Source organism: Neorhizobium phenanthreniclasticum (assembly GCF_040066075.1).
Classification (GTDB): Bacteria; Pseudomonadota; Alphaproteobacteria; order Rhizobiales; family Rhizobiaceae; genus Neorhizobium; species Neorhizobium petrolearium.
Genome location: NZ_JBEAAL010000004.1, coordinates 1 through 23,732, shown reverse-complemented (window position 1 = coordinate 23,732; position 23,732 = coordinate 1). Strand labels below are relative to the sequence as shown.

21 protein-coding genes and 1 pseudogene are annotated in these 23,732 nt (G+C 59.9%); 10 read left to right on the top strand and 12 right to left on the bottom strand.

Features of this window, described 5'->3' with window-relative positions; all coding sequences use genetic code 11:
- Nucleotides 1-15 precede the first annotated feature (15 nt).
- The 9 genes and pseudogenes from ABK249_RS08220 to ABK249_RS08185 form a co-directional block, all read right to left on the bottom strand.
- The gene (locus tag ABK249_RS08220) at nucleotides 16-1,953 is read right to left on the bottom strand and encodes a PAS domain-containing protein (RefSeq protein WP_463139870.1); all 1,938 of its coding nucleotides are present in this window, start codon (nucleotides 1,951-1,953) and stop codon (nucleotides 16-18) included.
- Nucleotides 1,954-2,025: 72 nt separating this feature from the next.
- Nucleotides 2,026-2,667, bottom strand: a pseudogene (locus ABK249_RS34020) (PAS domain-containing protein); the annotation flags it as partial.
- Between the two features lie 262 nt (nucleotides 2,668-2,929).
- Nucleotides 2,930-4,420: a mechanosensitive ion channel family protein gene (locus ABK249_RS08215; RefSeq protein WP_227703452.1), complete on the bottom strand. Its 1,491-nt coding sequence runs from the start codon at nucleotides 4,418-4,420 to the stop codon at nucleotides 2,930-2,932.
- A gap of 29 nt (nucleotides 4,421-4,449) precedes the next feature.
- The gene (locus ABK249_RS08210; protein ID WP_227703453.1) at nucleotides 4,450-4,881 is read right to left on the bottom strand and encodes a CBS domain-containing protein; all 432 of its coding nucleotides are present in this window, start codon (nucleotides 4,879-4,881) and stop codon (nucleotides 4,450-4,452) included.
- 133 nt (nucleotides 4,882-5,014) lie between these two features.
- A complete protein-coding gene (locus ABK249_RS08205; protein WP_227703454.1) occupies nucleotides 5,015-5,425 on the bottom strand; it encodes a cupin domain-containing protein in 411 nt (136 codons plus the stop codon).
- 80 nt (nucleotides 5,426-5,505) lie between these two features.
- Nucleotides 5,506-6,264, bottom strand: coding sequence for an SDR family oxidoreductase (locus tag ABK249_RS08200; protein WP_227703455.1), 759 nt, complete (start codon nucleotides 6,262-6,264; stop codon nucleotides 5,506-5,508).
- 54 nt (nucleotides 6,265-6,318) lie between these two features.
- Nucleotides 6,319-7,086 carry an alpha/beta fold hydrolase gene (locus tag ABK249_RS08195; RefSeq protein WP_407722093.1) on the bottom strand — a complete coding sequence of 256 codons (768 nt, stop codon included), beginning with the start codon at nucleotides 7,084-7,086 and terminating at the stop codon, nucleotides 6,319-6,321.
- A 344-nt stretch (nucleotides 7,087-7,430) separates the two neighbouring features.
- Nucleotides 7,431-8,081, bottom strand: coding sequence for a response regulator transcription factor (locus ABK249_RS08190; protein ID WP_037148381.1), 651 nt, complete (start codon nucleotides 8,079-8,081; stop codon nucleotides 7,431-7,433).
- A gap of 216 nt (nucleotides 8,082-8,297) precedes the next feature.
- Nucleotides 8,298-8,831, bottom strand: coding sequence for an RrF2 family transcriptional regulator (locus ABK249_RS08185; RefSeq protein ID WP_037148383.1), 534 nt, complete (start codon nucleotides 8,829-8,831; stop codon nucleotides 8,298-8,300).
- Between the two features lie 251 nt (nucleotides 8,832-9,082).
- Between ABK249_RS08185 and ABK249_RS08180 the strand changes: the two genes are divergently transcribed.
- Nucleotides 9,083-10,678, top strand: coding sequence for an MFS transporter (locus tag ABK249_RS08180; RefSeq protein WP_348862562.1), 1,596 nt, complete (start codon nucleotides 9,083-9,085; stop codon nucleotides 10,676-10,678).
- A 56-nt stretch (nucleotides 10,679-10,734) separates the two neighbouring features.
- Here the strand turns inward: ABK249_RS08180 and ABK249_RS08175 are convergent, their stop codons facing one another.
- Entirely contained in the window at nucleotides 10,735-11,634 is a 900-nt protein-coding gene (locus ABK249_RS08175) for a LysR family transcriptional regulator (protein ID WP_227703458.1), read from the bottom strand.
- Between the two features lie 132 nt (nucleotides 11,635-11,766).
- Here ABK249_RS08175 and ABK249_RS08170 point away from each other — a divergent pair, with 132 nt between their 5' ends.
- On the top strand, nucleotides 11,767-12,969 hold the full coding sequence (locus ABK249_RS08170; protein WP_227703459.1) for an HlyD family secretion protein: 1,203 nt from the start codon (nucleotides 11,767-11,769) through the stop codon (nucleotides 12,967-12,969).
- Between the two features lie 165 nt (nucleotides 12,970-13,134).
- Here ABK249_RS08170 and ABK249_RS08165 read toward each other — a convergent pair whose 3' ends face one another.
- Nucleotides 13,135-14,055, bottom strand: coding sequence for a LysR family transcriptional regulator (locus ABK249_RS08165; protein WP_227703460.1), 921 nt, complete (start codon nucleotides 14,053-14,055; stop codon nucleotides 13,135-13,137).
- Between the two features lie 127 nt (nucleotides 14,056-14,182).
- Here ABK249_RS08165 and ABK249_RS08160 point away from each other — a divergent pair, with 127 nt between their 5' ends.
- From ABK249_RS08160 to ABK249_RS08125, 8 genes are read left to right on the top strand one after another with little or no spacing between them, the layout of a single operon-like run.
- The gene (locus ABK249_RS08160; RefSeq protein WP_037148391.1) at nucleotides 14,183-15,103 is read left to right on the top strand and encodes an ABC transporter permease; all 921 of its coding nucleotides are present in this window, start codon (nucleotides 14,183-14,185) and stop codon (nucleotides 15,101-15,103) included.
- A gap of 10 nt (nucleotides 15,104-15,113) precedes the next feature.
- Nucleotides 15,114-15,953 (top strand): ABC transporter permease, encoded by an 840-nt coding sequence (locus tag ABK249_RS08155; protein ID WP_037148393.1) that lies wholly within the window; start codon nucleotides 15,114-15,116, stop codon nucleotides 15,951-15,953.
- Between the two features lie 37 nt (nucleotides 15,954-15,990).
- Complete coding sequence (locus ABK249_RS08150) at nucleotides 15,991-17,568, top strand: ABC transporter substrate-binding protein (RefSeq protein ID WP_037148394.1); 1,578 nt, start codon at nucleotides 15,991-15,993, stop codon at nucleotides 17,566-17,568.
- Nucleotides 17,565-18,404, top strand: a complete 840-nt coding sequence (locus ABK249_RS08145; RefSeq protein WP_037148396.1) for a creatininase family protein — start codon at nucleotides 17,565-17,567, stop codon at nucleotides 18,402-18,404. The genes ABK249_RS08150 and ABK249_RS08145 overlap by 4 nt, the downstream gene beginning before the upstream one ends.
- Nucleotides 18,401-20,053 (top strand): ABC transporter ATP-binding protein, encoded by a 1,653-nt coding sequence (locus ABK249_RS08140; protein ID WP_037148398.1) that lies wholly within the window; start codon nucleotides 18,401-18,403, stop codon nucleotides 20,051-20,053. Before ABK249_RS08145 ends, ABK249_RS08140 begins: the two co-directional genes overlap by 4 nt.
- Nucleotides 20,050-20,727 carry an RraA family protein gene (locus ABK249_RS08135; RefSeq protein ID WP_348862561.1) on the top strand — a complete coding sequence of 226 codons (678 nt, stop codon included), beginning with the start codon at nucleotides 20,050-20,052 and terminating at the stop codon, nucleotides 20,725-20,727. The genes ABK249_RS08140 and ABK249_RS08135 overlap by 4 nt, the downstream gene beginning before the upstream one ends.
- The gene (locus ABK249_RS08130) at nucleotides 20,727-22,274 is read left to right on the top strand and encodes a gamma-glutamyltransferase (protein ID WP_052182759.1); all 1,548 of its coding nucleotides are present in this window, start codon (nucleotides 20,727-20,729) and stop codon (nucleotides 22,272-22,274) included. Before ABK249_RS08135 ends, ABK249_RS08130 begins: the two co-directional genes overlap by 1 nt.
- A gap of 11 nt (nucleotides 22,275-22,285) precedes the next feature.
- Nucleotides 22,286-23,158: an N-formylglutamate amidohydrolase gene (locus ABK249_RS08125; RefSeq protein ID WP_052182760.1), complete on the top strand. Its 873-nt coding sequence runs from the start codon at nucleotides 22,286-22,288 to the stop codon at nucleotides 23,156-23,158.
- Between the two features lie 248 nt (nucleotides 23,159-23,406).
- Here the strand turns inward: ABK249_RS08125 and ABK249_RS08120 are convergent.
- Nucleotides 23,407-23,732, bottom strand: a 326-nt coding sequence (locus ABK249_RS08120) for an oligopeptide/dipeptide ABC transporter ATP-binding protein (RefSeq protein WP_348862560.1), incomplete at its 5' end; no start/stop codon positions are given.

Genomic DNA, 23,732 nt, shown 5'->3' with positions numbered 1-23,732 from the left:
GGCCCGGCGATCGCGTCATGGCATCTTCGCCACGTCGAGCGGCAGGGTAAAAACGAATTTCGCGCCGCGAGGTTCGTGCTTTTCCGCCCATAACTGCCCGCCATGCGATTCGACGATCGAGCGGGAGATCGCGAGCCCCATGCCCATTCCTTCATCCTTGGTGGTGAAGAAGGGCTCGAAAATCTTGTCGGGGAACTGGATGCCCCACCCCCGGTCCCTGACCTCGATGCGGACCACATCGTCCGCCCGGAAGGCACGGATCTGGAGGACACGGTCGTTCGAAACGGAGGCCATCGCGTCCATACCGTTGCGCATCAGATTGACCATTACCTGCTGGATCTGCACCCGGTCGAACGGGACTAGCCGGAGGCCGCTCTCGCCCTCGATATCCATCCGGATGCGCCGCCGACCCGCCTCTTCGGCAAGCAAGTCACGCGCCTCTCTTACGACGGCGCCGAGCTCGATGCTGTCCCGCTTATCCGTCGATTGCTTGAAGAGAGCGCGAATGCGGCTGACGACATCAGCGGCGGAATTGGCGCTGTGGACGATGCGTTCCAACGTCTTCTGAGCGCGTTCGATATTCGGCGGCTCGGCGGTGAGCCAGCGCTGGCAGGCGCTGGAATAGTTCATCACCGCCGAAAGAGGCTGGTTTACCTCATGCGCAATAGACGCCGACAACTCCGCAAGGCTGGCCGCCTGACTGGAGCGGGCGAGATTTTCCTGGGCGCGGCTAAGCTCCTCCTGCGCACGCACCTGATCCTCTATATCCAGGCAAATGCCGTTCCATTGCATAATCTCGCCGTCGCCATTGCGCATGGCCGAAGCACGGGTCTCAACCCAGCGGTACACGCCGTCGAAGCGCCGCAGTCGGTGTCGCAGCAAATAGGGCTCGCCAGTCGCCAGCGAATGGGCATACCGTTCCTTGACGACGGCCAGGTCATCAGGATGGATCACGGCGTCGAGCGTGCCGTCCAATCGGGATTTTCCCAGACCATCCGTGTCTTCGAGATTGAAGCCGAGATATTGGCGAAGACGCTGGCTGCGATAGATCGGCTTGCCATTCGGAAGAGCGCAATAAATCAGCGCAGGCAGCGTTTCGACCAGCTGCTGGAGGTGCTGCTCGCTTTCGCGCAGCGCCTCCTGGGTGGTTATGAGGTCATGGATGTCGGAGCTCAGGCCGTACCATTGGACGATGGTGCCTGCCTCATCACGTGACGGTTCCGCCCGCGTTTCTGTCCAGCGATAGCTGCCTCCGGCCCGTTGCTGGCGGTAGCGCTGAATGTATGGGGCACCTGCCCTGACCGAATGCAGGAAGGCTTCCCGCGCCGCCACCCTATCATCGGGATGCACAACGCCGAGCGAAGGCGAGCCATCCGGTGCCGTCATGTCTTCAAGCGTAGCCCCGGTCACCTCCGTGAAGCGCTTGTTCACAAAGGCCGGTGTTCCGTCCGCCATCGTGCTCCAGATCAGCGCCGGCACGGTATCTATAAGCTGCTGCAGTTGCCGTTCGCGTTCACGAAGCGCCGCCTCGGTTCTCTTATACACGTCGATGTCCAATGCTGTTCCAAACCATCCGGTGATACGTCCTTGCTCGTCGCGCGTCGGGCGGGCCGCTGCCCGGTGCCAGACATAGGCGCCGTTGGCGCGCAGCACCCTGTATTCAACATTCCAGTGCTCGCCCGTCTTGAGCGCGCGGCGCAACGTTTCTCCCGCTCTTTCGCTATCGTCGGGATGCGTGCCGCGCTGCCAGCCCTGCCGCCCACCTTCAAGAAAAGGCTTTCCGTCCAGGAGAACGTTGAGGTCCTCGAGCGTCATCGCGATCGAGGTCTGCGCCGTTGGGGTCGCATAGGTAAACTGCCCGGTTGTGTCGATTGCCCAAGCGCCGCCATAGAGTTTTTCGATGGCGAGAGCTGCCTGAACCGCATCTCCCGTTTCACCGAAAGAGCTTGCCATCGTCCACGGCTCGTCCTGCCGCGCGACCGCCGGATCGACATCGACGCTGATGCTATAGTCCGGCTCGACCCGGAACTCGACCCAGCGATAACTGCCGTCGGACTGCAGTTGACGATAGCTGCTGATCTGAGGGATGCCGTGAAAGAAGGCTCGTGCCGCCGCCTGCTCGACGGTGGACCTGTCATGCGGATGGACCGCGTCCATCGACTGAAGCGCATCATGGGCCGATCGATCGGCGAGCCGATCATCGATGTCTTTGGCTCGGTATTCGCCGATCCGGGACGGAAGGGCCATGTCGATGACCGTGCCGTACCATCCGGTGATCGTGCCAGCCGCGTCGCGTATCGGCTGCCCTGTGCTGCGGGCCCAGCCATAGCTTCCGGTCGCACGCAGCATCCGGTGTTCTACGTTGTAATGCTCGCCCGTCTGCAAGCACCGACGCCAGGCGGCAGCGGCGGCGTCATAATCTTCCGGATGGATGACACGCCTCCAGCCGCACGTGTTCTCGTCAGGCTGTGTATTGAGGCTTTCCAGGCTGGTGCCGAAAAAAGCGAGTGCTGCCGGCGTCACGTAGATAAAATTGCCATCGGCATCGGTTGCCCAGGCATTGCCGGTGACCCGCTCGACGACCTTCGCCGCTTGCACGGCATCGATATCTGGGGACCAGGCCGATCCACCACCATCTACCCCCGACGTTCCGGCGAACCTCGACATGCCTCAACCCAATCCCGTTGCATTTGAGATCGCCGTGGTGCCTTAAACCGGGACCGCACCACGGCCCTCTGGCGAGAACGGTATATGGGAGCTTGCGACAAAAACACCTGTTCCGAAGGATAGGACGAAGATTTGATGCATGAATTCACGCACCCACTCTGCGGAATCGCCGGTACAAGGGGCTGGCAAGGCTTTTCCGAGTTGATTCTTCGCTCACTATCGGCTGCAGGATTGATCGCCGCATACGCAAAGTGGCCGGTATCTAGGTGCTGAAGATTGTCCGGATCGACTTCAGGAAAGCGGAGGCGTTCCGCTCGTGTTTTGCCGCTGTAAGCGGCAGCTGGCTGATGTCGCTCGAGTATGCGGACAGCATTGCCGCGATTTCCTCGATTATCGCCGGACGGTCGGCGATTAGGCGGGCAAAGCTTTCCTGGTCGATCTCATAGGCGGTGACCGCGGTCAGCGCCTGCAGTGTATAAGCCTCGCCCATTCCCGCGAGAAGCCCGATTTCGCCAAAGAAATCTCCCGACGAGAGGCGCCACTTTTCTTGCTCGTCGTGCTGCATCGATACGACGCCGGTGCGGATAATCATCATCGGGGGCAGCGCCTGCCCCCTGGAGATGATGACGTCACCCTTTTGAAATTCGCGCGTTACTCCCGACTGGGCCAATTTTTCTTTTTCGGGCCGCGTCAGGCCAGAGAAGATCGGGTTTTCATCGATAACCTCCTGCAGCATCGCTTCAGGCGTCCGCGCGCCTTCCTCAACCGGAATTCCGTTCACGATAGCGATCGCCGACGGAGGCATCGCCAGCTGCAATCCGGTGGATCGACAATGGCGATAGAAACGGTCGATCACCTCGCTGCGAGCCTTCATTCTCAGCATCGGATTGCTCACCCGGAAAAACAGATGGATTTCCAGTGAGGTGGCATCCAGATTGCTGAGCGCGACCACCGGCGGCGGCTCCTGTATGATCGAGTTACAGCTGGCCAGGACTGTCAACATGGCCTTCTCGACAACGGAGGGAGCGTGTGCCGGCACCACCCGCACCGTCATCTTGAGAAGATGCGTTTCGTCAGGCCGGCTGACATTCGTAAGCTTCAGCTTGGCAAGGACGCTGTTGGGCAAGACGACGATGTTGTTGGCGCCGGTCAGGATTTGCGTCGACCGCCAGGTACTCGCGATGACGCGTCCCTCCGTGCCGTCCTCAAGGAGGATCCAGTCGCCCAGCGCATAGGTATGCCCGAGATTGAGGGCGACGCCGGAAAAGACGTCGCCCAACGTATTCTGGAGAGCAAGGCCAATCGCGATAGCGATAACACCAGACGTTGCAATCAACGTTCCGACCGGTGCGCCGAAAACGAAAGCCAGGGCGGCGAGCGTGACGCAGATATAGACGACGCCGACGACGATGTCCTGCAGCAGGCGAGCCTCGCGCGGCCTTCCCTCCAGGACCAAATAGATTCGCACGAAGCCGATGACGGCCCAGGAAAGATGGAGCCACCACAACGACTGGGCGAAGACAACAAAAGCGGCATGCTCGTCGCCAATCCGCAGACCGTCCGATTGACCGAGCGGAATATCCTCCAGAACGAGGACGAAGGTCATGGCCGTGAAAAAGATGATCTGCACCACGAGCCGCAGATTGGAGCGCAACGGGCCGATGAGCTTCCACACCGCCATTCCGGTTAGGCCGAGAATGATCAGCCAGACCAGCGGCGCGCCGGCGATTTCACCCAGATGCGCGTTTAGCATGGTGTTCGTTCCGTATCGATGTGCGGCAGTCAGTAGCCGATGCCGGCGATGTAGTTCGCCAGCATGTGTTCCTGCAGCTGTTCCTGCTCGAAAAGCACTTTCAGGGCGTCGCGGATATCGAGAACGCCGAGCGGTTTTGCATCCGCACTAAGTACCGGCATGTTCTGGATGCGGTTTTCAACCATAACCTGCCATGCTGCCTGCAATTCGTCCGCCGGACTGCAGGAAATGACGTTGCGGCTCATCAGCGCCTCGACGCTGGCCTTTGCCTCACGATCCGTCAGATGGCGAATAAGATCGGATTTGCTGAGCACCCCCGCAGCCTTGCCGTTTTCCTCGCTGACGACGACAAGTCCGATCCCGGGATTGGAGAGCGTCAGCGCGGCGACCTGCAGCGTGGCAGCGACATCGATCACCATCAGGCGCGTCGACGTCATGGGATAGAGTTTTTCGATACGCATGGGATCCTCCTGACGGCACTCGCTGGCACAGCAGGGTATTTCGGTGTTGGTTGTAATCGGAGCTGGAATGGCGCCGGCTGCGGGCGCCATTCAGTCATTGATGTCACGCGAGCGCTGGGCGCCCGGGTCGAGGTTATTTTTCGTAAGTCGTCAGATTGGTTTCGTTCGTATCGACCACGAACACGGCCAGTAGGCGAGCACGTTCGGTCTTGCTTGCATTTTCGCTGACGGCGTGATGGTCGCCGGGGAATTCCGAAAAGCTCTCGCCGGCATGGTAGACGGTCACCGGCCCGCCATTGACCTGGCTGGCGATCGCCCCTTCCAGAACCGTCGCATAAATGAACGCGGACTTGGGATGGGTATGAGCGGGCGAAGTGCCGCCGGGCGCATATTCGACGAGCACGCCCTTCATGCTCTTGCCCGGCACGGTCGGCAGCGGTTGGTCGTAGACCAGCGTCACCTTTTCGTCGCTGTCGTCATCGGCCGTGACCGCAGCCGCGGAGGCAAATACGAGAGCCATAGCGCAGAGAAATGTCCTGATCATCTTTCGTCTCCTTGTTGAGCAGGGGCCTGCCGGCCCGAGGGACCGGCAAGGCGGGGAGGAATTATTCGCGAGGGAACCGCTTATTTCTTCTGAGCGGCGGGAGACTGCAGCCAGTTTTTAAAGCTAATGGCACCGAGGCGGGCGCCGTCATTTGGAACCAGCGTCCGGTCGTCGATCTCGACTTCGAAATAGCGGGCGCGCGGGTCAGCGACGACGGTGCGCGGATCGTTGGTGGCCTTGAGGTAGCGCGCGATGAATTCATTCATTGGTGCGCGCTCGGGGCCGGCGATCTCGATCATGCCGTTCACCGGTTCGGCCAGCGCGGTATCGGCCATGGCGTCGGCGACGTTGTCTGCTGCGATCGGCTGGAATGCCCCCGTCGGCACGCGAACATTCGTTCCCTCGGTTGCCGATTGGGCGATGGCCGCTACGAATTCGAAAAACTGGGTCGCATGGACGATCGTGTAGGGAATTCCTGACTTGCGGATATGCTCTTCCTGACGCAGCTTGGCGCGGAAATACCCCATCGTCTGCATACGGTCGGTGCCGACGACCGACAGTGCGACGTGATGGCGAACGCCGGCTGTCTTTTCTGCGGCAAAAAGGTTGCGGCCGGCTGCTTCGAAGAATTCCATGGCGACTTTTTCTTCGAAGGAGGGTGAGTTTGCCAGATCGATCACGACCTGGGCGCCGGCCAGAGCTTCGGCAAGGCCTTCACCAGTGACGGTGTTCACACCCGAATTCGGAGAGGCGGCAAGCACCTCATGTCCCCTCTTGCGAAGCCGTTCGACGGTCTTCGAACCAATGAGGCCCGTGCCTCCGATGACGACGATTTTCATGTTCGATCTCCTGGTTTCAAGTTGATGACGGGATTAAGAGATTGCCTGCGGGCGTTACCTCGCCGAGGCTGCTTCCTCGATCAGCGAGGCGATTTCCTTGGGATGCGAGACCATCAGGGCATGCGAGCCGCCCTCGATGACGACGGTCTTCACCGCATGCGCACGCTGCGCCATAAAGCCCATCACAGCCGGCGGGATGTTGCGATCTGCGGTGCCGTAGATCGCGTAGGACGGTAGTGTCTTCCACGAGGCGACGCCCGACGGTTCGGCCAATGCGGCCTGCGTGATGGGGCGCTGGGTGGCCGCCATCAGCCGCGCCTCGTCCTCGGGCACATCGGCGGCGAATTGATCGTGGTACCGCTCCTGCCGGATGTAGAGATCCTGGCCACCGTCCGGCAGCGCGGTCGTCGTTAGCGCATCCGCCAGGGTGCTGCCGGGAAATTTGCCTGAAAGGCGCGCGCTCGATTCGCCGGTGTCCGGGGCAAAGGCGGCGACATAGACCAGCGCCTTCACGTTGGAATTTCCGTTGGCCGCTTCGGTGATGACCGGTCCACCATAAGAATGACCGACCAACACGACCGGTCCCGGGATCGAGCGGAGAACGCTTGCGACTGCCGCGGCATCACTCGTCACGCTGCGGAGCGGGTTGGCGGCTGCGATTGCCGTATAGCCGTCCTTGGCAAGCGCCTGAATTACGCCGTTCCAGCTCGATGACTCGGCAAATGCGCCGTGTACCAACACGATCACCGGCTTCGCCCGAGGTTCCGCAGCCTGTACCGACGTGGCAGCTGCCGTGCCGATCGTCGCAGCAAGTGCCAGAATATTGATGATATCGCGCATCTGATGTCTCCTGTTGCGGCCTTTCGACCGAGCAGGAGAATGCGTCACGGCAGGCCGCCGGCCTATCGAACAGAGGCATCGACCGTCTAGTCCCAGAGTACAGGTAGGATAGATCGGGTGATTAGTTGCCCCGCTCGCCTCGGTGCAATCGCCTCCCGCTGCGAGCGTCCAAGGTACGCCAGTGAAAGGCGCCATAACCCTTGGAGTGAACTCGCAGCCTTGAGAGGCCCACGAATGGCAAAAACATGTCGCGGCGCTATGCGCCGAGAGCCGTTGTTTTCGAAAGTGATAAACGCAGGGCGCGCGAAGACGGTGATGCCGCAAGCTCAGGCTTGCGGCGCCTCGCGAAGGCTGGAAGGCAGTGAATCCCAAGCGCGAATGAGTTCGCCAACAGAAATAGTCCGCATCTTGCGCATCACATTGCTGCGGTGGAGTTTCACGGTGATCTCGCTGATTCCAAGCTCGAAAGCGATCTGCTTGTTCAGGCGGCCGCGCGCTACCTCGCGAAGCACCTGGCGTTCACGCGGCGTCAGGGTCGCGAACCGGGTGGTTTGCTGATAGATGTTTTCTGCCTGCGCCCTCTGCTCTACATCCCGCTGGATGCCGGCAATCACGGCGTCCAGCAGCGTCTGGTCCCGCACTGGTTTCGTCAGGAAATCGACGGCCCCGGCTTTCATGGCCTGCACGGTCATCGGAATATCGCCATATCCTGTAAGGAAGACGATGGGTTTCGTGATCCCGCGCGTTGACAGCTGGTTTTGCAGGTCCAGGCCGCTCGCGCCTGGCATACGGACGTCCAGCACCAAGCAACCGGGCCGATCAGGAAGGCCCGCGTTTAGCAACTCGCGAGGCGATGGAAAACAGGCGACGTCGAGGCCGACGGATTCCATAAGCTCCCGAAGGGAGTGGCGAACATCTTCGTCATCATCAACGACAAGAACCAACGGACTATCTGTAGCGACAGTTGAGCTAGCCATCGTGTCACCTCCCGGAACAAAGGATTGCGGACATGATGACGCATGGCTCGCTAGCCCCATCGCACTCCGGGCGGATACGTACCAGCGAGTGAAAAATGCCGTTGCGGGTCAATATGAATGTATCCTTCATCACTCTACATCCCCATCTCCCAGAGAGGCCGCATCTCCAACCTCGTCAGCCGCAATTCATAGTCCTGGTCCGCCTTTATCTCGGGACTACGCCCCATCTTCCGCCGCAAGCCCACGGCCTCGGTTCGCCGCCCTATCGGCAAGCCACTTGCGAACATCGCTCGAGAATTCCGGTGGCGCCTTGCGCTCCACGTCCCCAGCGATATTGGCCAGCGTCTGGCTCGCAAGCGAATCCCGCATCGCCTTCTCCGCACGCAGCATCACCGCATGGATTGCGCATACGCCTTTCGTCGCCCATGACGGCGGCCGCTCCCGATATACGGCACAGCGGCCGCGAATCTCCTGGCAATCGAACAAGGGCTTACTGCCTTCGATTGCGTCAACAACCTCCAGGACGGTGATGTCCCTGGGCTGCTTTGCGAGCAGGTATCCCCCTTTTACGCCTTCCGATGCGGACACGATCCCCGCTTTTTCCAGCTTCGGAAATATCTTCGCCAGAAAGCTCGGGGAAATTCCTTGAAAATCAGCCAGATCGCGGCTGCTGAGCGGCGCCTCGGGCGAGCTCGCCAACCACAGGAGACAATGCAATCCGTATTCCACGCCTGCCGTCATGTGAGCCATAACGCAGACCCTAATAGTCCGCGTTATACTTGGCAAGCATCAATTTGGGCCTCACCGCGAAGTGCAGCCAAAATCGATCAGCGATCCATCGCAATCTATGGGAAGGAAATGGGATCCAACGATCTTAAACCCTCGTTTGAGAGTGCATCCACGAAAACGGCCATTATCAGCGACGTCGTCGCAATGCATTGTCGATCTCTACCACGCACCACCTCCCCCATTCTGGTGGTGCACGCGCTTGAGAGACTGAGATGGCAAATACTTCCCATCCGATCGAGACCACCACTGCCGCCTCAATGGCCGGCCCGCTGTTTCTATTGGCAGGCTCAACGGTTATCGTTTTAACGGACGCGTTGGCAGGAACTGCACTATCCATGGCTCGCCTCGACATGATGGGGGGTACGCATGCATCCGCCGACGAGTTCGCGAAGCTGGACTATGGCTATACTGCCGCCAAACTCATCGCCTTCTCACTCACGCCTTGGCTGGCGGGACTGCTCACCCTTTACCGATGCGTCGTGATGGCAGGAGTTGTGATGACGGCTGCCTGCTTCGGTGCAGCCCATATCAACGATCTTGAACTCCTATTTGGTCTTCGGCTTCTCCAGGGCATGAGCGGTGGGGTATTGTTAACTGGCACGCAGGCGCTGCTGTTTCGGTCTTTTACCAGAAAGCACCAGCCAGTTGTCCAGAGCATCTATGCGGTCGGCGCAGTCGTCGCTCCAGCCACCCTCGCCCCTTACATGCACGGTTGGCTACTCGACAGGATCGACTGGTCTTTCATCTTTCTTTGGTCGGTTCCCTTCGGCATTGCGGGGATCGCCATGTTGGCGCTATCACCTCATTCTCAGGAGGTGCAAAGCAAGAGAGTGCGGTTCGACCTGGAAGGCTTGCTCCTGTTCACGGTTGCCGCGTCCTCCTTTACCTACGTCCTCAATCAAGGCAACCGGTGGGGCTGGTTCAACGATCGCACCATCGTCATCGCATCTGCCGCCGGGTTCGCGGCTCTCGGCCTGCAACTGATCCGCCAGTTTTGCGATCAGCCGTTCGCCACGATCTTCAATTTTACTGTTTTCCGAAACGCCAATTTTGCATTTGGAATCGTCGCCAGTCTGGCAGCCGGTTTTGCGCTGCTCGGAAGCAGCTTCGTCATACCGTCGTTTGCCGTTTCCGTTCTCAAGATGACCCCGGTTGCCGCTGGCAGTCTGTTGCTTCCAAGCACGCTGACGTTCATCGGCTCACTTTTTCTGACGGCGTTTTTGATCCAGAAGCTCAACTTGCCGGGCATTGTTACTGTCCCCTTCGGCATACTGGGTTTAATGTTCGCAATGTGGCTTCTCTCAGCCTCCAGCGGTGACAGCGGCATTACCGATATGACCCCTGCGATCCTGATACGAGGCCTTGCTCTTGGCTTCTTGTTCCTATCGATCACGCTCGTTACGCTCATGAGCCTGGATGAGTCACTTCTCCTTTACGGAGTCGCCTTGTTCAACATCGGCCGCCAGGTCGGTGGTCTGGTCGCAATATCTTTTCTGCAGACCTTTATCGAAGACCAGACCGCTTACAATCGCGCCGTGCTGGCTGCGCATATTCACCCGGGGAGTGAAGAGGTGATCGCGCGTATCGGCTCGGTTAGCAGGCTTCTCTCAAACCACGGGCTGGAATTCGACCTCGCTGACAAAACGGCAGTGTCGCTGATCAGCAAACAGGTCGCCCTGCAAGCAACGACGATAGCCTTCGACACGGCCTTCTTCGCCATCACGATCTTCTTCCTGGCTGCAGCGCCTTGTTTGATCCTGTGGAAGATCGCACTGGGCCGCATCCATCCTGCAAAGGACCGCGCCTGAAACAGCTTTGCTCCATCCATCCGTCGCCGGTGACCGGTGCGTTGGAAGCCCAATCGCTACCCTGCGAACTGAGGCAATTTCGAAAGCCGCTCAGCCAGCAGGTCTATGAACAACCTCACCTTGGTGGGCAGGTAGTTGCGATTGGGAAAGGCAGCGCTAAGAGCAAACTCTACGCCCTTATGGGCCTTCATGATGTGGACAAGCCGTCCGGCCGCGATTTCCTCACTGACGACAGGTGCTGGCGCAAGAAATATCCCGCGCCCGCGTAGGGCGAGATCAAGGAGCAGGTCTGCACTGCTTGAAACGACATTGCCCTTCACCTTCGCCTCAACAACAGCCCCTTGGGGACCGATAAAGCGCCATAGATCGCCGTAAGCGTATAGGGAATATTGCAGGCAGTTATGCCCGAGCAGATCGCCCGGACTTTCAGGTTCTCCATGTCGTTCGATATATTCCGGGGCGCAGACTGGAAGGTGCCTCCACGTCGCCAGCTTCCTTACGATCAAATTGGCTTCCGGCATGATCATGCGGATCGCCAGATCGTAGCCGGCGTCGATCATGTCGATCATCCGCTCGCCGACATCCAGGCTGATGGTAACCTGGGGATGCCGCTCCAGGAATTCATCCGTGATCGGCCCCAGGCTCTTTATCATGGAGGAGTTTGTATAGATTCGCAGCGAGCCGCGAGGCATAGAAGAAAGGGCAGCCGTGGCTTCGTTCGCTTCTTCGAGATCCATCAAGATTGCAGAGGAACGATCGTAAAAGAACTTTCCTGTCTCGGTAACGCTTACCTTCCGCGTCGTTCGCTGCAGCAGCCGGACACCGAGACTATCTTCCAGCGCTTGTATGTGATTGGCCACCATCGTGGTTGACATGTTCAACTTGCGCGCCGCGGCGGAGAAGCCACCTGTTTCCACAACCCGACCGAAGACCTCGAGACTCTTCAACCTATCCATCGGTCCTTACCTTACACCTGTGCTTGATAATCCTTTTACATCTTCCCTCATTATCACGATCAAATTTTGCAGGCATCTATTCCGTCGAACGGGTGGACGGTCTTTCGTCTGCCACGGTGAAGGAGTTGGAAGATGGTTGAGTTACCGGGCGCGAGAGCTTTTGAGGCCAAAGAGCCCGAGGAGAGCTTGCGCATCGTCGCCACGACCGAGTCGGTAGTTCCTGAGCCTCCCAATGCCGGCGCCCCAGCGCGCAAGTCCGCCAAACGAGGAGCGGTGCGGACGGGAATTCTCGCGATCACCCTTGCCGCCGGAGCTGCGATCGGAGTCGATACCGGATATAGGCACTTCGTTGTCAACCGCTACGTCCAACAGACCGACAATGCCTATGTGAAAGCTGACTTCACCACGGTCGCTCCCAAGATGTCGGGATACATCAAGGAAATTCTTGTCGAAGACAACGACACGGTAAAGGCCGGCCAGCTTATTGCCCGCATTGACGACAGGGACTTCCAAATCGCACTCTCTCAGGCAAAGGCTGATCTCGAATCTGCGGATGCCGCGATCAGGAATGTCGACGCTCAGATTGCTCTGCAGCACTCGTTGGTCGAGCAGGCGGTAGCCGCTCTGAACTCGTCCAATGCTGCCTTCGCCTTTGCGCTGGCGGAAGCCGACAGATCAACCAAGCTGATTATGAACGGCGCCGGAACCCGATCCCGTGCCGAACAAAGCGCTTCGCTGCGCGATCAGGCGGCCGCCGCAGTCAAACGCGACGAAGCAAATGTTATTGCAACCCGAAATAAAATTCCCGTGCTGGAATCACAGAAAGATCAGGCTGTGGCCCAGCGTCACCGCGTAGCGGCTCAAGTGGCGCAGGCGGAGCTCAACCTTTCTTACACGCAGATTGTGGCCCCCGTTGATGGCACGATCGGCGCGCGGACACTCAGAATCGGTCAACTCGTAAATGCCGGCACACAGCTGATGGCAGTCGTCCCGCTGGATGCGATTTACGTCGTCGCGAACTTCAAGGAGACCCAAGTCAGCGATATCCATCCTGCTCAGCCGGTGACGATTAGGGTAGACAGCTTTCCCGGTATTGAAATCGGCGGGCGAGTGGAAAGCCTCTCGCCCGGAAGCGGTTCTGAATTTTCTCTCCTCCCCGCCGACAACGCTACAGGTAATTTCACGAAAGTCGTCCAGCGGGTTCCTGTGAAGATAACGATTGATGACAAGACACTCGCCGGACGCCTTCGCGCCGGTATGTCCGTTGTCCCTCGTGTTGATACCCGAGACGGCCGCAACGATTTCTGGGATCACTGGATATTGCAATCGAACTAGAGCGATATGTTTTAAGCCCGTTCATCTCCAGCCTCCTTGAAGTAGGCTGCACACGCTTGCGGGGGCGATGGCTTTAAGAATTTGACGCACTTCGTCATGGATTGCGCTCGACTGGGCGAGGCCGAGGAAAATCCGACGGCTGCGCCAAAGAAAGGCCTCGCATCTTTAGCTCGAGATTCCGACGAACTCTTTTTTCGCCGCAGTCTGTCGAGTGATCTCGATAAAGTCGATTACGGTTTTCGATTTTTCCTCCGCATGCCAAGCAACCAGCAGTTCGACTTCTGCAGGAATATCGTTGAGACGGCGGTAAACCACATATGGGCTTGGGTTGTGAGCCAGCCAGGATGGTGCGATCGCCACACCGACGCCCGCCGCGACTAGGGTTCCGATTGCTAATGTGTGCGAGACTTCCTGCACGATCACCGGATAGACCCCTGCGCGGCGAAGTGCGTCCATGATTGCGTGATAATAGCTCGCGCCGACAAGCGGCGCATAGGTGATCAGCGGCTCACCGGCAAAGTCCTTCACTGTCAGGTCGTCTTTCTGGGCCAGCCGATGGTCTTTCGGCAGAACCGCCACGAAGCCCTCCTCCAGAATATGTTCCGTTTTCAAGAAGCCAGCCGGATTGGTCGAACGGATGAATGCGACCTGGACCTTGTTGCTCTGCAGCAGTTCCAACTGCTGCGCTGTTCCCAGGACCTGCACATCGACCGTCATCGCCGGATAGAGTTTGCGAAAGTCGGCAATGACAGGCGGCATGACATGCGATAGCGCCAAATGGACTCCGCTGACGCAAATCGTTCCGCTGTCCTCGCCGGAAATGGAACGCGTATGCGTGACCGCCCTGTCTATGCCGCCCAGGATTTCCTGTGCGTGACGCAGGAATATCTCACCCGCCGGCGTGAGCTTCACACGGCGCGTCGTGCGGCGAAAGAGCCGGGTACCGAGCCGCTCTTCGAGCTGGCGGATCTGCTGGCTGAGAGGTGCCTGGGCCATGCCGAGCTTGTCGGCCGCGCGGCTGAAATGCAGTTCTTCCGCCACGCATGCGAAATAGTGGAGATGACGAAATTCGATGCCGTATTTCATATTTCATACATATCAATGATCCCGCGATTTTGTAATAGATAATAATCTATTCCCGTGATTAGCTTTCGAAAAAAATGACATAAAAATTGGAACAGCTGGGGTCGCCAGGCCCCGAAACGGGGCATTTATGACGCGTTTCTGGTTGCTGAAGATTCTGCGGACCGCGCTGACGCTCTGGTTCGTCGTGACGTTCACATTCGTGGTCTTGAGGACCTCCGGCGACCCGGTCGTCGCACTTGTCGGGGCCGACGCCACCCCGGAGGAAATCGAACAGTTCCGTGCGCTCTGGCGCCTCGATGACCCGCTATGGGTCCAATACTTGCGCTACGTCATGCAAATGGCGATCGGCGAGTTCGGCGTTTCCTATCGCGACGGTCGCGAGGTGATCGACATCATCGCCGAGCGCATCCCCTGGACGCTGATGCTCGGGCTCTTCTCCTATCTCGGTGCCATCCTGATCGGCGTTCCAGCGGGCATTGTCGCCGCCATCAAGCGCGGCTCGACTTTCGATAATCTCATCATGGCCACCGCAGTCTTCGGCTTCGCGCTGCCGAACTTCTTCCTCGGGGTCCTTATGATTCTGCTCTTCTCCCTGAGTCTGCAATGGCTTCCGAGTTCGGGCACGGGCTCCATCTGGCACCTGATCATGCCGGCGATCACGCTCGCCACGTTCACGGCTGGCACGCTCGCCCGCTTCACCCGCTCAGCCATGCTGGAAGTGCTCGACAGACTCTATATCCGGGCCGCCGCTGCAAAGGGAGTAAGTTATTGGAAGCGCATCATCTTCCATGCCCTGCCGAATGCCAGCATTCCCCTCGTGACGATCATCGGCCTCAACCTCGGCGAATTGATCGGCGGTGCGATCGTGGTGGAGACCGTCTTCGCCTGGCCGGGGGTCGGTCGCCTGCTGGTGACCGCCGTCTCGTCCAGGGATCTGGCGGTTGTCCAGGGTCTCGTCCTCATCATGGCCGTCACCATGGTGCTCGCAAACCTGGTGGTCGACCTGCTCTACGGCCTGCTCGATCCCCGCATCCGCGTACAGAATTGAGGACAGAAGGATGAAGCGCATCTCTCCCATCCTCGTCCTTGCCATTACGGTGCTCGTCATCGCCGTGCTGGTCGCGATTGTCGGCAACGTCTTCACGCCCTACGGCATGTCGCAGCAGAACCTGCTCGCGCGCCTCAGGCCACCGGCTTTCCTCACCGGCGGCAATCCGGATTTTCCGCTCGGCACCGACCGCATCGGCCGCGACATGGTGGCAAGGGTCATCGCCGGACTGCGGATGTCGCTCTCGGTCGCGATCGCCGGCACGATCATCGGAGCGGTCTTCGGCTCCGCGGTGGGCTTCATCGCCGCACATTTTAGGGGATGGGTGGAAGAAGTTCTGATGATGCTCGTCGACTTCCAGGCATCGCTCCCCTTCATCCTCATCACCTTGACGCTGCTTGCCTTTTTCGGCAACAGCATGACGCTCTTCGTGATCCTGATGGGCCTGTTCGGCTGGGAAAAATATGCGCGCCTCTCCCGCGGCGTGGTCCTGTCGGCGATCAGCCAGCCCTATGCCAAGGCGATCGTCGCACTCGGCGCAGGCAACGGCCGGCTTTATCTCAAGCACGTCCTGCCGAATGTCGCGAGCGCGCTGATCGTGCAGGTCACCCTGACCTTTCCGCAGATCATCCTTCTGGAAACCTCGCTCAGTTTCTTAGGCCTGGGCATCCAGCCTCCACAGACGAGCCTCGGCCAGATCCTCGGGGACGGACGCGACTACCTGTCGACCGCATGGTGGATCTCGGTCGTGCCCGGATCGATCATTTTCCTCGTCACGCTTTCGATGAGCATCGTCGGCGACTGGTTGCGTGACCGGCTCGACCCGATGCTGCGTGTCAGAACCGCATGAATAGAACCTTATAATCATAATAGGAGAAGGTGGAACCATGTATACCAGACGCGAAGTGGGAAGTCTCATTCTGGGAGCCGGTGCATTGTCGCTCGCCGGCCGCATGCCGCGGGCCAATGCCGCGGACCGGCCATCGCTGACGATCGCCGTCGACAATCTCTGGGCCAATATGGCGACGATCAACGGTATCTCGACCACGTCACGCCGCATCTTTCCGAATTTCTACGACACGCTCGTCGACCGTGACTATATCAATGATGAGAACGGCCTGCTCTTCGCGCCGAAACTTGCGACGAAATGGGAGCAGAACGGCAATGTCTGGAGCATCCAGCTGCGCGAAGGCGTGAAATTCCACGACGGCGCCGAGATGACGTCGGAGGATGCCGTCTTTACCTTGTCGCCCGAGCGACTATGGGGGCAGAAGCCGTTCGAACCGCGCGGCAAGACTTTCACGGCCGGCTTCAAGCGGGTCGAGGCGACTGGCAAATATACGTTCGAGATCGAAACCGAGCGTCCCGATCCCAACATTCCGGCAAAGCTGACCGGCTATATCGGCTTCGTCGTGCCGAAGAAATACTACATGGAAGTGGGCGTCGACGGCTTCGGCCAGAAGCCGATCGGCACGGGTCCCTACAAGGTGACGACCTTCCGTTCCGGCGAGATCATGGTGCTGGAGGCCTTCGACGATTATTGGGACGGCCCGCCACCGGTCAAGCAGATCTCCTGGAAGATCGTGCCGGAATTCGCCGCCCGCATGGCAGGCCTCGTCTCGGGCGAATTCGACTTCATGGTCAACATCCCGACCGATCAGGAGAAAACGCTGGAAAGCTACAAGGGCGTAGTGCTGAAGCGCGTGCTCGCCGACAACTATCCGGCTTTCGCCTTCAACACCCGCCCCGATCCGGAAGACAATCCGCTGGTCGACGCCAATCTGCGCTACGCCATGGTCCAGGCGATCGACATGGATTCGATTGTCCAGGCGCTGTTCAACGGCACGACCGAACATCCGGCCGTTCCGTTCAACTTCAAGGAATACGGCAAGTTCTATGATCCTGACTTGCCGGTGAAACTGCCCTACGACGTCGCCGCCGCCAAGGCGCTGGTCGCCAAGACGAAGTACAAGGGCGAGAAGCTGCTCTGGCACATCACTCGGCAGTTCTATCCGAACTACGAGGCGGCCGCCGAAATCATGGTCGAGCAATGGCGGGAGATCGGCGTCAACGTCGAAGCACAGGTGCTCGACAATTTCGAACTCGTCTATCGCCGCCCGTTCCATCTCATGAACATGTCCATGAGCTCGGACTTCATCCCCGGTGATCCCTACCAGCCGCTCTGGCTCGACTGGGGCCCGACCGCATCACGCTCGACGGCCAACTGGAAGACCTGGGATCCGACGCCGGAATTCGTCGAGCTCGGCAAGAAGTTCGACGCCACGACCGAATTCGAGGAGCGCAAGAAGGCCTATCTGGCGCTTTCGGAAGAATGGCAACGCGTGACGCCCGGCTACTACCTGTGGAAGAGCGTCTACAACTGCGCCCACCGTGCCGGCATCGAATTCAAATACAAGCCGAACGGCGAAATGCGCATCTACGGCGATTACTTCAAGTTCGTATGATGGCCAGGATACGCAAGCATGCGCTGAAGGACATGACGTTCGCGGAATTCCGCGAGCGTCTTTCCGAAAAGCCGGTCATCCTGTTGCCCTTCGGCAGCCAGGAGGAACAAGGCCCCCACGCCCCGATGGGTGATTTCATGCTGACCGAGGCGGTGGCGGGACAAGTGGCGGAAGCCTCCGACGCGATCGTCGCGCCGACCATTCCCTTCGGTTATGCGGATTTCTTCAAGACCATAGCGGGTGGCATCCAGTTGCGGCCTTCGACGTTTTCGGCTGTCGTCGAGGATACCGTGACCGCCTTCCTCGATCACGGTATCGAGCATATTCTGATCCTGAACGGCCATACCAGCAACGCACCGCTCTTCGATCAGACACTTCGCCGTATCCGCACGGAACGCGGGGTTTCAATCCCCTTCGTCAATCTCTGGCAATCGATCCCCGACGTGCTCTGGAAGGAATTGCACGGCAGTTCCGTCGCTGCTGCGCGCGGCCACGGCGGCGAGCCGCTGACTTCCATCTACCTGCATCTCTTCCCCGAACTGATGCGCATGGACCTCGCCCGTCCATCTGTGCGCGCCAAGGCGTTCGGCCTCCCGACCGGCGGCGTCAACAACATACAGTTCGAGGGCATGCCCGTGCATGTGCAGATGAACTGCCACGAGGTGAATGCCGACGGCATGCTGGGCGGTGATCCGTTGCTCGCCAGTGCGGAGAAAGGCGCAAGAATGGTCGAACATCTTGTTGGCTTCTGCGCCCGCTTCGTCGGACATATGCGCGGCTGCGACATGCGCTCGCCAACCGCCTTTGCACCTCAAGACACAAAGGCGGCCTCATGAGCAGCGAGCGACTTTCGATCGAACATTTGAACGTGCCGCTTCCGGAAGGCGCCGATCGGCGTTTTGCGGTCGAGGATCTGTCGCTGTCAGTGAGCAAGGGCGAAATCCTCTGCATCGTCGGCGAATCCGGTTCCGGCAAATCGCTGACGGCGCTTGCCACTATGGGCCTCCTGCCCCGCAACCTCGGGCAGCCGACCGGCCGAGTGATGTTCGAAGGCACGGACTTGCTGACCATCGACGATGCGACCCGGCGCAGCATCACCGGCCGGCGCATCGCCATGATCTTCCAGGAACCCATGGCAGCGCTGAACCCGATCTTCCGGGTCGGCGAACAGGTGTCGGAAACCTTCCGTATCCACACGAAACTATCGCAGGCGGAGATCCGCAGGAAGGTGATCGACCTTTTCCGCGAGGTGCAGCTTCCCAATCCGGAGCAGATCTACCACTCCTATCCCCACCAGCTTTCCGGCGGCCAGTGCCAGCGCGTCATGATCGCTACGGCGCTCGCGCTCGATCCGTCGGTTCTGATCGCCGACGAACCGACGACGGCGCTCGACGTCACCACCCAGGCGCAGATCCTCAAGCTGATGCTGGACCTGCGCGCCAGGCATGACACCGGCATCATCTTCATCACCCATGATTTCGGCGTTGTGGCGGAAATCGCCGACCGCGTCGCGGTGATGCAGATGGGCTGCCTCGTCGAGATCGGCACGCGCGACGAAATCCTCAATCACCCGCGTCAGGATTATACCCGCCGGCTGCTCGCATCCGTACCGACGCTGACGCCGCGCAAGGAGCGCCAAGGGCTCGGCGATCCGGTGCTGATCGCGAGGAACATCATGAAAACCTTCACCCGCTCCGGCCTGTTCGGCGGCGGCCGCACCGTGAAGGCGGTCGACAACGTCGACATCACCATCCGCCGCGGCGAAACGCTCGGCCTCGTGGGCGAATCCGGCTCCGGCAAATCGACGCTTGCCCAATGCGTCATCCGCCTGGTGCAGCCGGAAAGTGGCGATATCCTGATTTCCGGCGGCGATTTCGCCGAACTCTCCGGCAAGGCGTTGCGCGAAGCGCGCCGCAAAGTGCAGATCGTCTTCCAGGATCCGTATACCGCCCTCGACCCGCGCGAAAAGGTCGGCGATGCGATTGCCGAAGGTCCCATCATTCATGGGCTCGATCGCAAGGCCGCCATGGCCCGCGCCCTCGACCTCCTTCAAGCCTGCGGACTCGACAGGGCCTCGGCCAGTCGCTTCCCGCACGAGTTCTCTGGCGGCCAGCGGCAGCGCATATGCATCGCGAGAGCGCTTGCAGTCGAGCCAGAGCTTCTAATCGCCGACGAAAGCGTCTCGGCGCTCGACGTCTCGGTGCAGGCGCAGGTGCTGAAACTGCTCGCCGACATGCAGGCCCGGCTCGGCTTCGGTATCCTGTTCATCACTCACGATCTGCGGGTCGCAAGCCAGATCTGCGACAACATCGCGGTCATGAAGAACGGGAAAATCGTCGAACGTGGCGACCCGGCTTCGCTCTTCGGCGCGCCGAAGGAAACCTACACCAAGGAACTGCTTGCCGCCGTACCCGGCAAGGGCTGGCAACATCACGCGGCTGAAAACGAGGCCGGAGAATCCATGCTCCGGAAGGAAGCGCCATGAAGAAATACCACATCGGGCCTGTGCCGAAACAGGTCGACGCCGAACTCATCCGGAAATTCGAGAGCGTCGAGGTCGCGACGATCGGCCATTTCCGCCATCGCGGGTTCCTGCGCCATTCGATCACGCCGGTTGTCGAACCGAAGAAGACATTGGTCGGCACGGCGGTGACGGTCGCGATCCCTGCAACGGATTCGACTCTTCTCCATCATGCCGTCGGCTTGCTGCGTCCGGGGGATTTCCTGTTCGTCGACCGGCTTGGCGACGACCGGCACGCCTGTATCGGCGGCGGGGTTGCCTTTGCCATCAGGACGGCCGGTGCGATCGGCGTTGCGATCGATGGCCCGTGCACCGATGTCGAGGAAGTCGTCGAACTCGGCATGCCGCTCTGGTGTCGGGGCGTCTCCGGCATCACCACACGGCTCAACGACCTCGGTGGGTCGCTCAATCTCCCCGTTTCGTGTGGCAACGTACCGGTCCTGCCGGGCGATGTCGTGGTCTCCGACGCGAGCGGCATCGTGGTTATCTCCGCCGATGAAGCGGAAGAAGTCGCGGAAGAGGCAATGGCGCGGCAAGCCCGCGCCGGACGCAACAAGCACAGGATCGAGGCGGGCGAAAAGCTCGGCGATCTTTCAGGCGCAAGCCGCATGGTGGCCGCCGCGCTGGAGAGCCAATAATGGAAAACCCGCAATATAACCATTTGCGCGTCGAACGCGGCATCTATCGCAAGGTGGCCGGCGTCAGCGAACATGGTGTCGTCACGTCACAACATTATGCGGCAGCCGAGGCAGGCGCTGCGGTTCTTGCCGCTGGCGGCAATGCCGTCGATGCGGCGGTCACCGCCGCCTTCACGCTTCAGACCGTCGAACCATGGATGACCAGCCTCGCCGCCTGCGGCTACATGCTCATCGCCGAGCCGGACGGCAAGGTCGAGGTGGTCGAGTTCACCGGACGCGTGCCGTCCACTTTCGATCAGGAGTTCTACAAGCCCGATCCGACAATCAGGACCTTCATCGGCCACCCGGCCTCGATCGACAACCGCAACGTCCGGGGCTTTACCGCTGCCGTCGTGCCGGGCTGCGTGCGCGGTTTTGCCGAGGCGCTGAAACGCTATGGCACGATCGGTTTCGACAGGGCTCTGGCGCCCGCGATCGAACGTGCCCGCAAGGGCATGTATGTTGACTGGCACACGACGCTGGCGGTCGCCATTGCCGAAGGCGAGCTTGCCATGGACCCCGGCACGCGCTCCATTTTTCTGCCCGGCGGCCACGCGCCCGAACCGGGAGCGACGCTGCCGCTTGAGCAACTCACACAGACGCTGGAACAGCTCGCCAACGAAGGCCCAGACGCACTTTATGGGGGTGCGATCGGCGAGAAGCTCGTTGCCGATCTGAATGCCGGTGGCAGCTCGATCACGCTTGCGGATATGGCGAACTATGCGCCCCTCCTCTATCCATCGCGGACCATGTCACTGCAGGGGAAGACGGTGCATGTGGCCGGAGAAACCAGCGCCGGCCAGCGGCTCTTCGACGCGCTCGATCACTTCGACAGGAAGCGCGGCAGGGGGCCGGTCGACGCCGGTTTCTTCACGGCCATGGCCGAAGCGCTGTGGGAAAGTTTCGGCGCCCACCGCAAGCGCCTTAACCCGGCCGAGACGAACGGCAAGACCAGCACGACGCAGGTCAACGCAGTTGACCATGAAGGCCGAATGGTGGCGATCACCTTCACGTTGCTCAACCGGTTCGGCGCCCGTGCCCTGTCGCCTTCGACCGGTATCCTGCTCAACAACGGCATGTCCTGGTTCGATCCGACGCCCGGCCGCGCCAATTCGCTGAAACCGAATGCCTATGCGCCGAGCAATATGTGTCCCGTGGCGATCACCGACGAAAACGGTTCATTCGCCGCCTATGGCGCTGCTGGCGGCAACCAGATCGTCCCATCGCTGACCCAGCTGACCGGCATGATCGTGCATGCGGGCCTTGATATCGAGGACGCGATGAACACCCCGCGCATGACGACAGGTCCGCATAGCGACATCATTTTCAATATCGACATGCCTGCCGATCAGATAGAGGCGCTCGAAAAGATCGCCAAGATCCGGCCGGCGGCAGCGGTCGTCTATCCTCGCCCCTTCGCTGCGCCCGGCATGGTCGGCCGTCGCGGAGCATCGTTCGTCGGAATGCCCGACATCACTTATCCGGCCGCTTTCGCTGCCACAGCCTAAACGAGGCTCTCATGTCGGACCCATTATTTGCAGCCGTTGAGATAGACGGCGTATTGAAGATTATTCCGCCGACCGCGCCGGCTGTCCCGCTTGTCTTCGATTCACCCCATAGCGGACTGACGATCCCAGATTTTGAACGGACGGTCTCCGACGAGTTGGTGCGGGTTGCAGCCGATACCTACGTGGACGATCTTTTCGGCTTCGCACCCTCGATAGGTGCGCCGTTGCTTATCGCCCTGTTCCCACGCAGTTTCCTCGATCTCAACCGATCGGTGAGGGACGTCGACGTCGAAATGATCGAAGGTGAATGGCCGCACCCGACCCGCGACAGCGCCGCCGCCCGTCGGGGCATGGGGCTTGCCTGGCGTTACGCCTGGGGCGATACGCCGATGTATGGCCGAAAGTTAACCGTGGAGGAGCTCGAAAAGCGGGTCGAAACCTACTGGCGCCCCTATCACCGAGAGATCGTTCGGCTACTCGACGAAACCTACGCCACCTTCGGCAAGGTCTATCATGTCAACTGCCATTCCATGCCCGCGATCGGCCATGTGCTTTCACCCGATCCACCGGGCACGGTCCGCAAGGATGTGGTTGTCGGCGATTATGACGGACAGTCGAGCGAGCCGGATTTCGTCAACCTCGTCATCGAGACTCTAGAAGGTCTCGGCTACTCGGTTTCGCTGAATGTCCCCTTCCGTGGTGCAGAGCTCGTCTCCGCCTATTCTGCCCCGTCGAACAAGCGCCACAGCATTCAGATCGAGTTGAATCGGAAGCTCTACATGGACGAAGATACGCGCGAAAAGAATGCCGGCTATGCAGAGCTCAAGGCCAATCTCGCGCTCTTAGGCACGAGATTGCGCGAGTATGTTACGACTTTGGCTTAAGTCGGATACCGCAATGCAATTCTGTTCTGAATGCGACTTTCGAATTTTCCGCCTTTGAAGAGAAATCCAACCCCATCATCGCCTCTTGTAGCAGGAGCAGACCGCTCAACAGAAGAAAGCTATGGCCAGGAGCACCCGACGCTGGAGGCAGTTCCCTTTCCGTGAGCAATTCTGCAAGTCCATTGCAATCCCGCCCGACCCGACCACCCTCCCTGCATAAGGGTGTTCCCTCATTCCTTACCAAACCCTCATGCGATCTGGACGACATGCCCGTGTGAGACCTCGCGGTATTCGCGCTTGGGCGGCACATAGTTGACGGGGCGGATCGGGCTCTTGATCTCGTCGGTCGACATGTTGCGCTTGATCCGGCGGCGCGACGGATCGGGCACCGGCACGGCCGACATCAGCTTCTTCGTATAGGGATGCTGCGGGTTCTCGAAGACCGCCGCCCGCGGGCCGATCTCGACGATCTCGCCGAGATACATCACCGCCACCCGGTGGCTCACCCGTTCCACCACCGCCATGTCGTGGGAGATGAACAGGAAGGCGAGGTTGAGGCTCTGCTGCAGGTCGA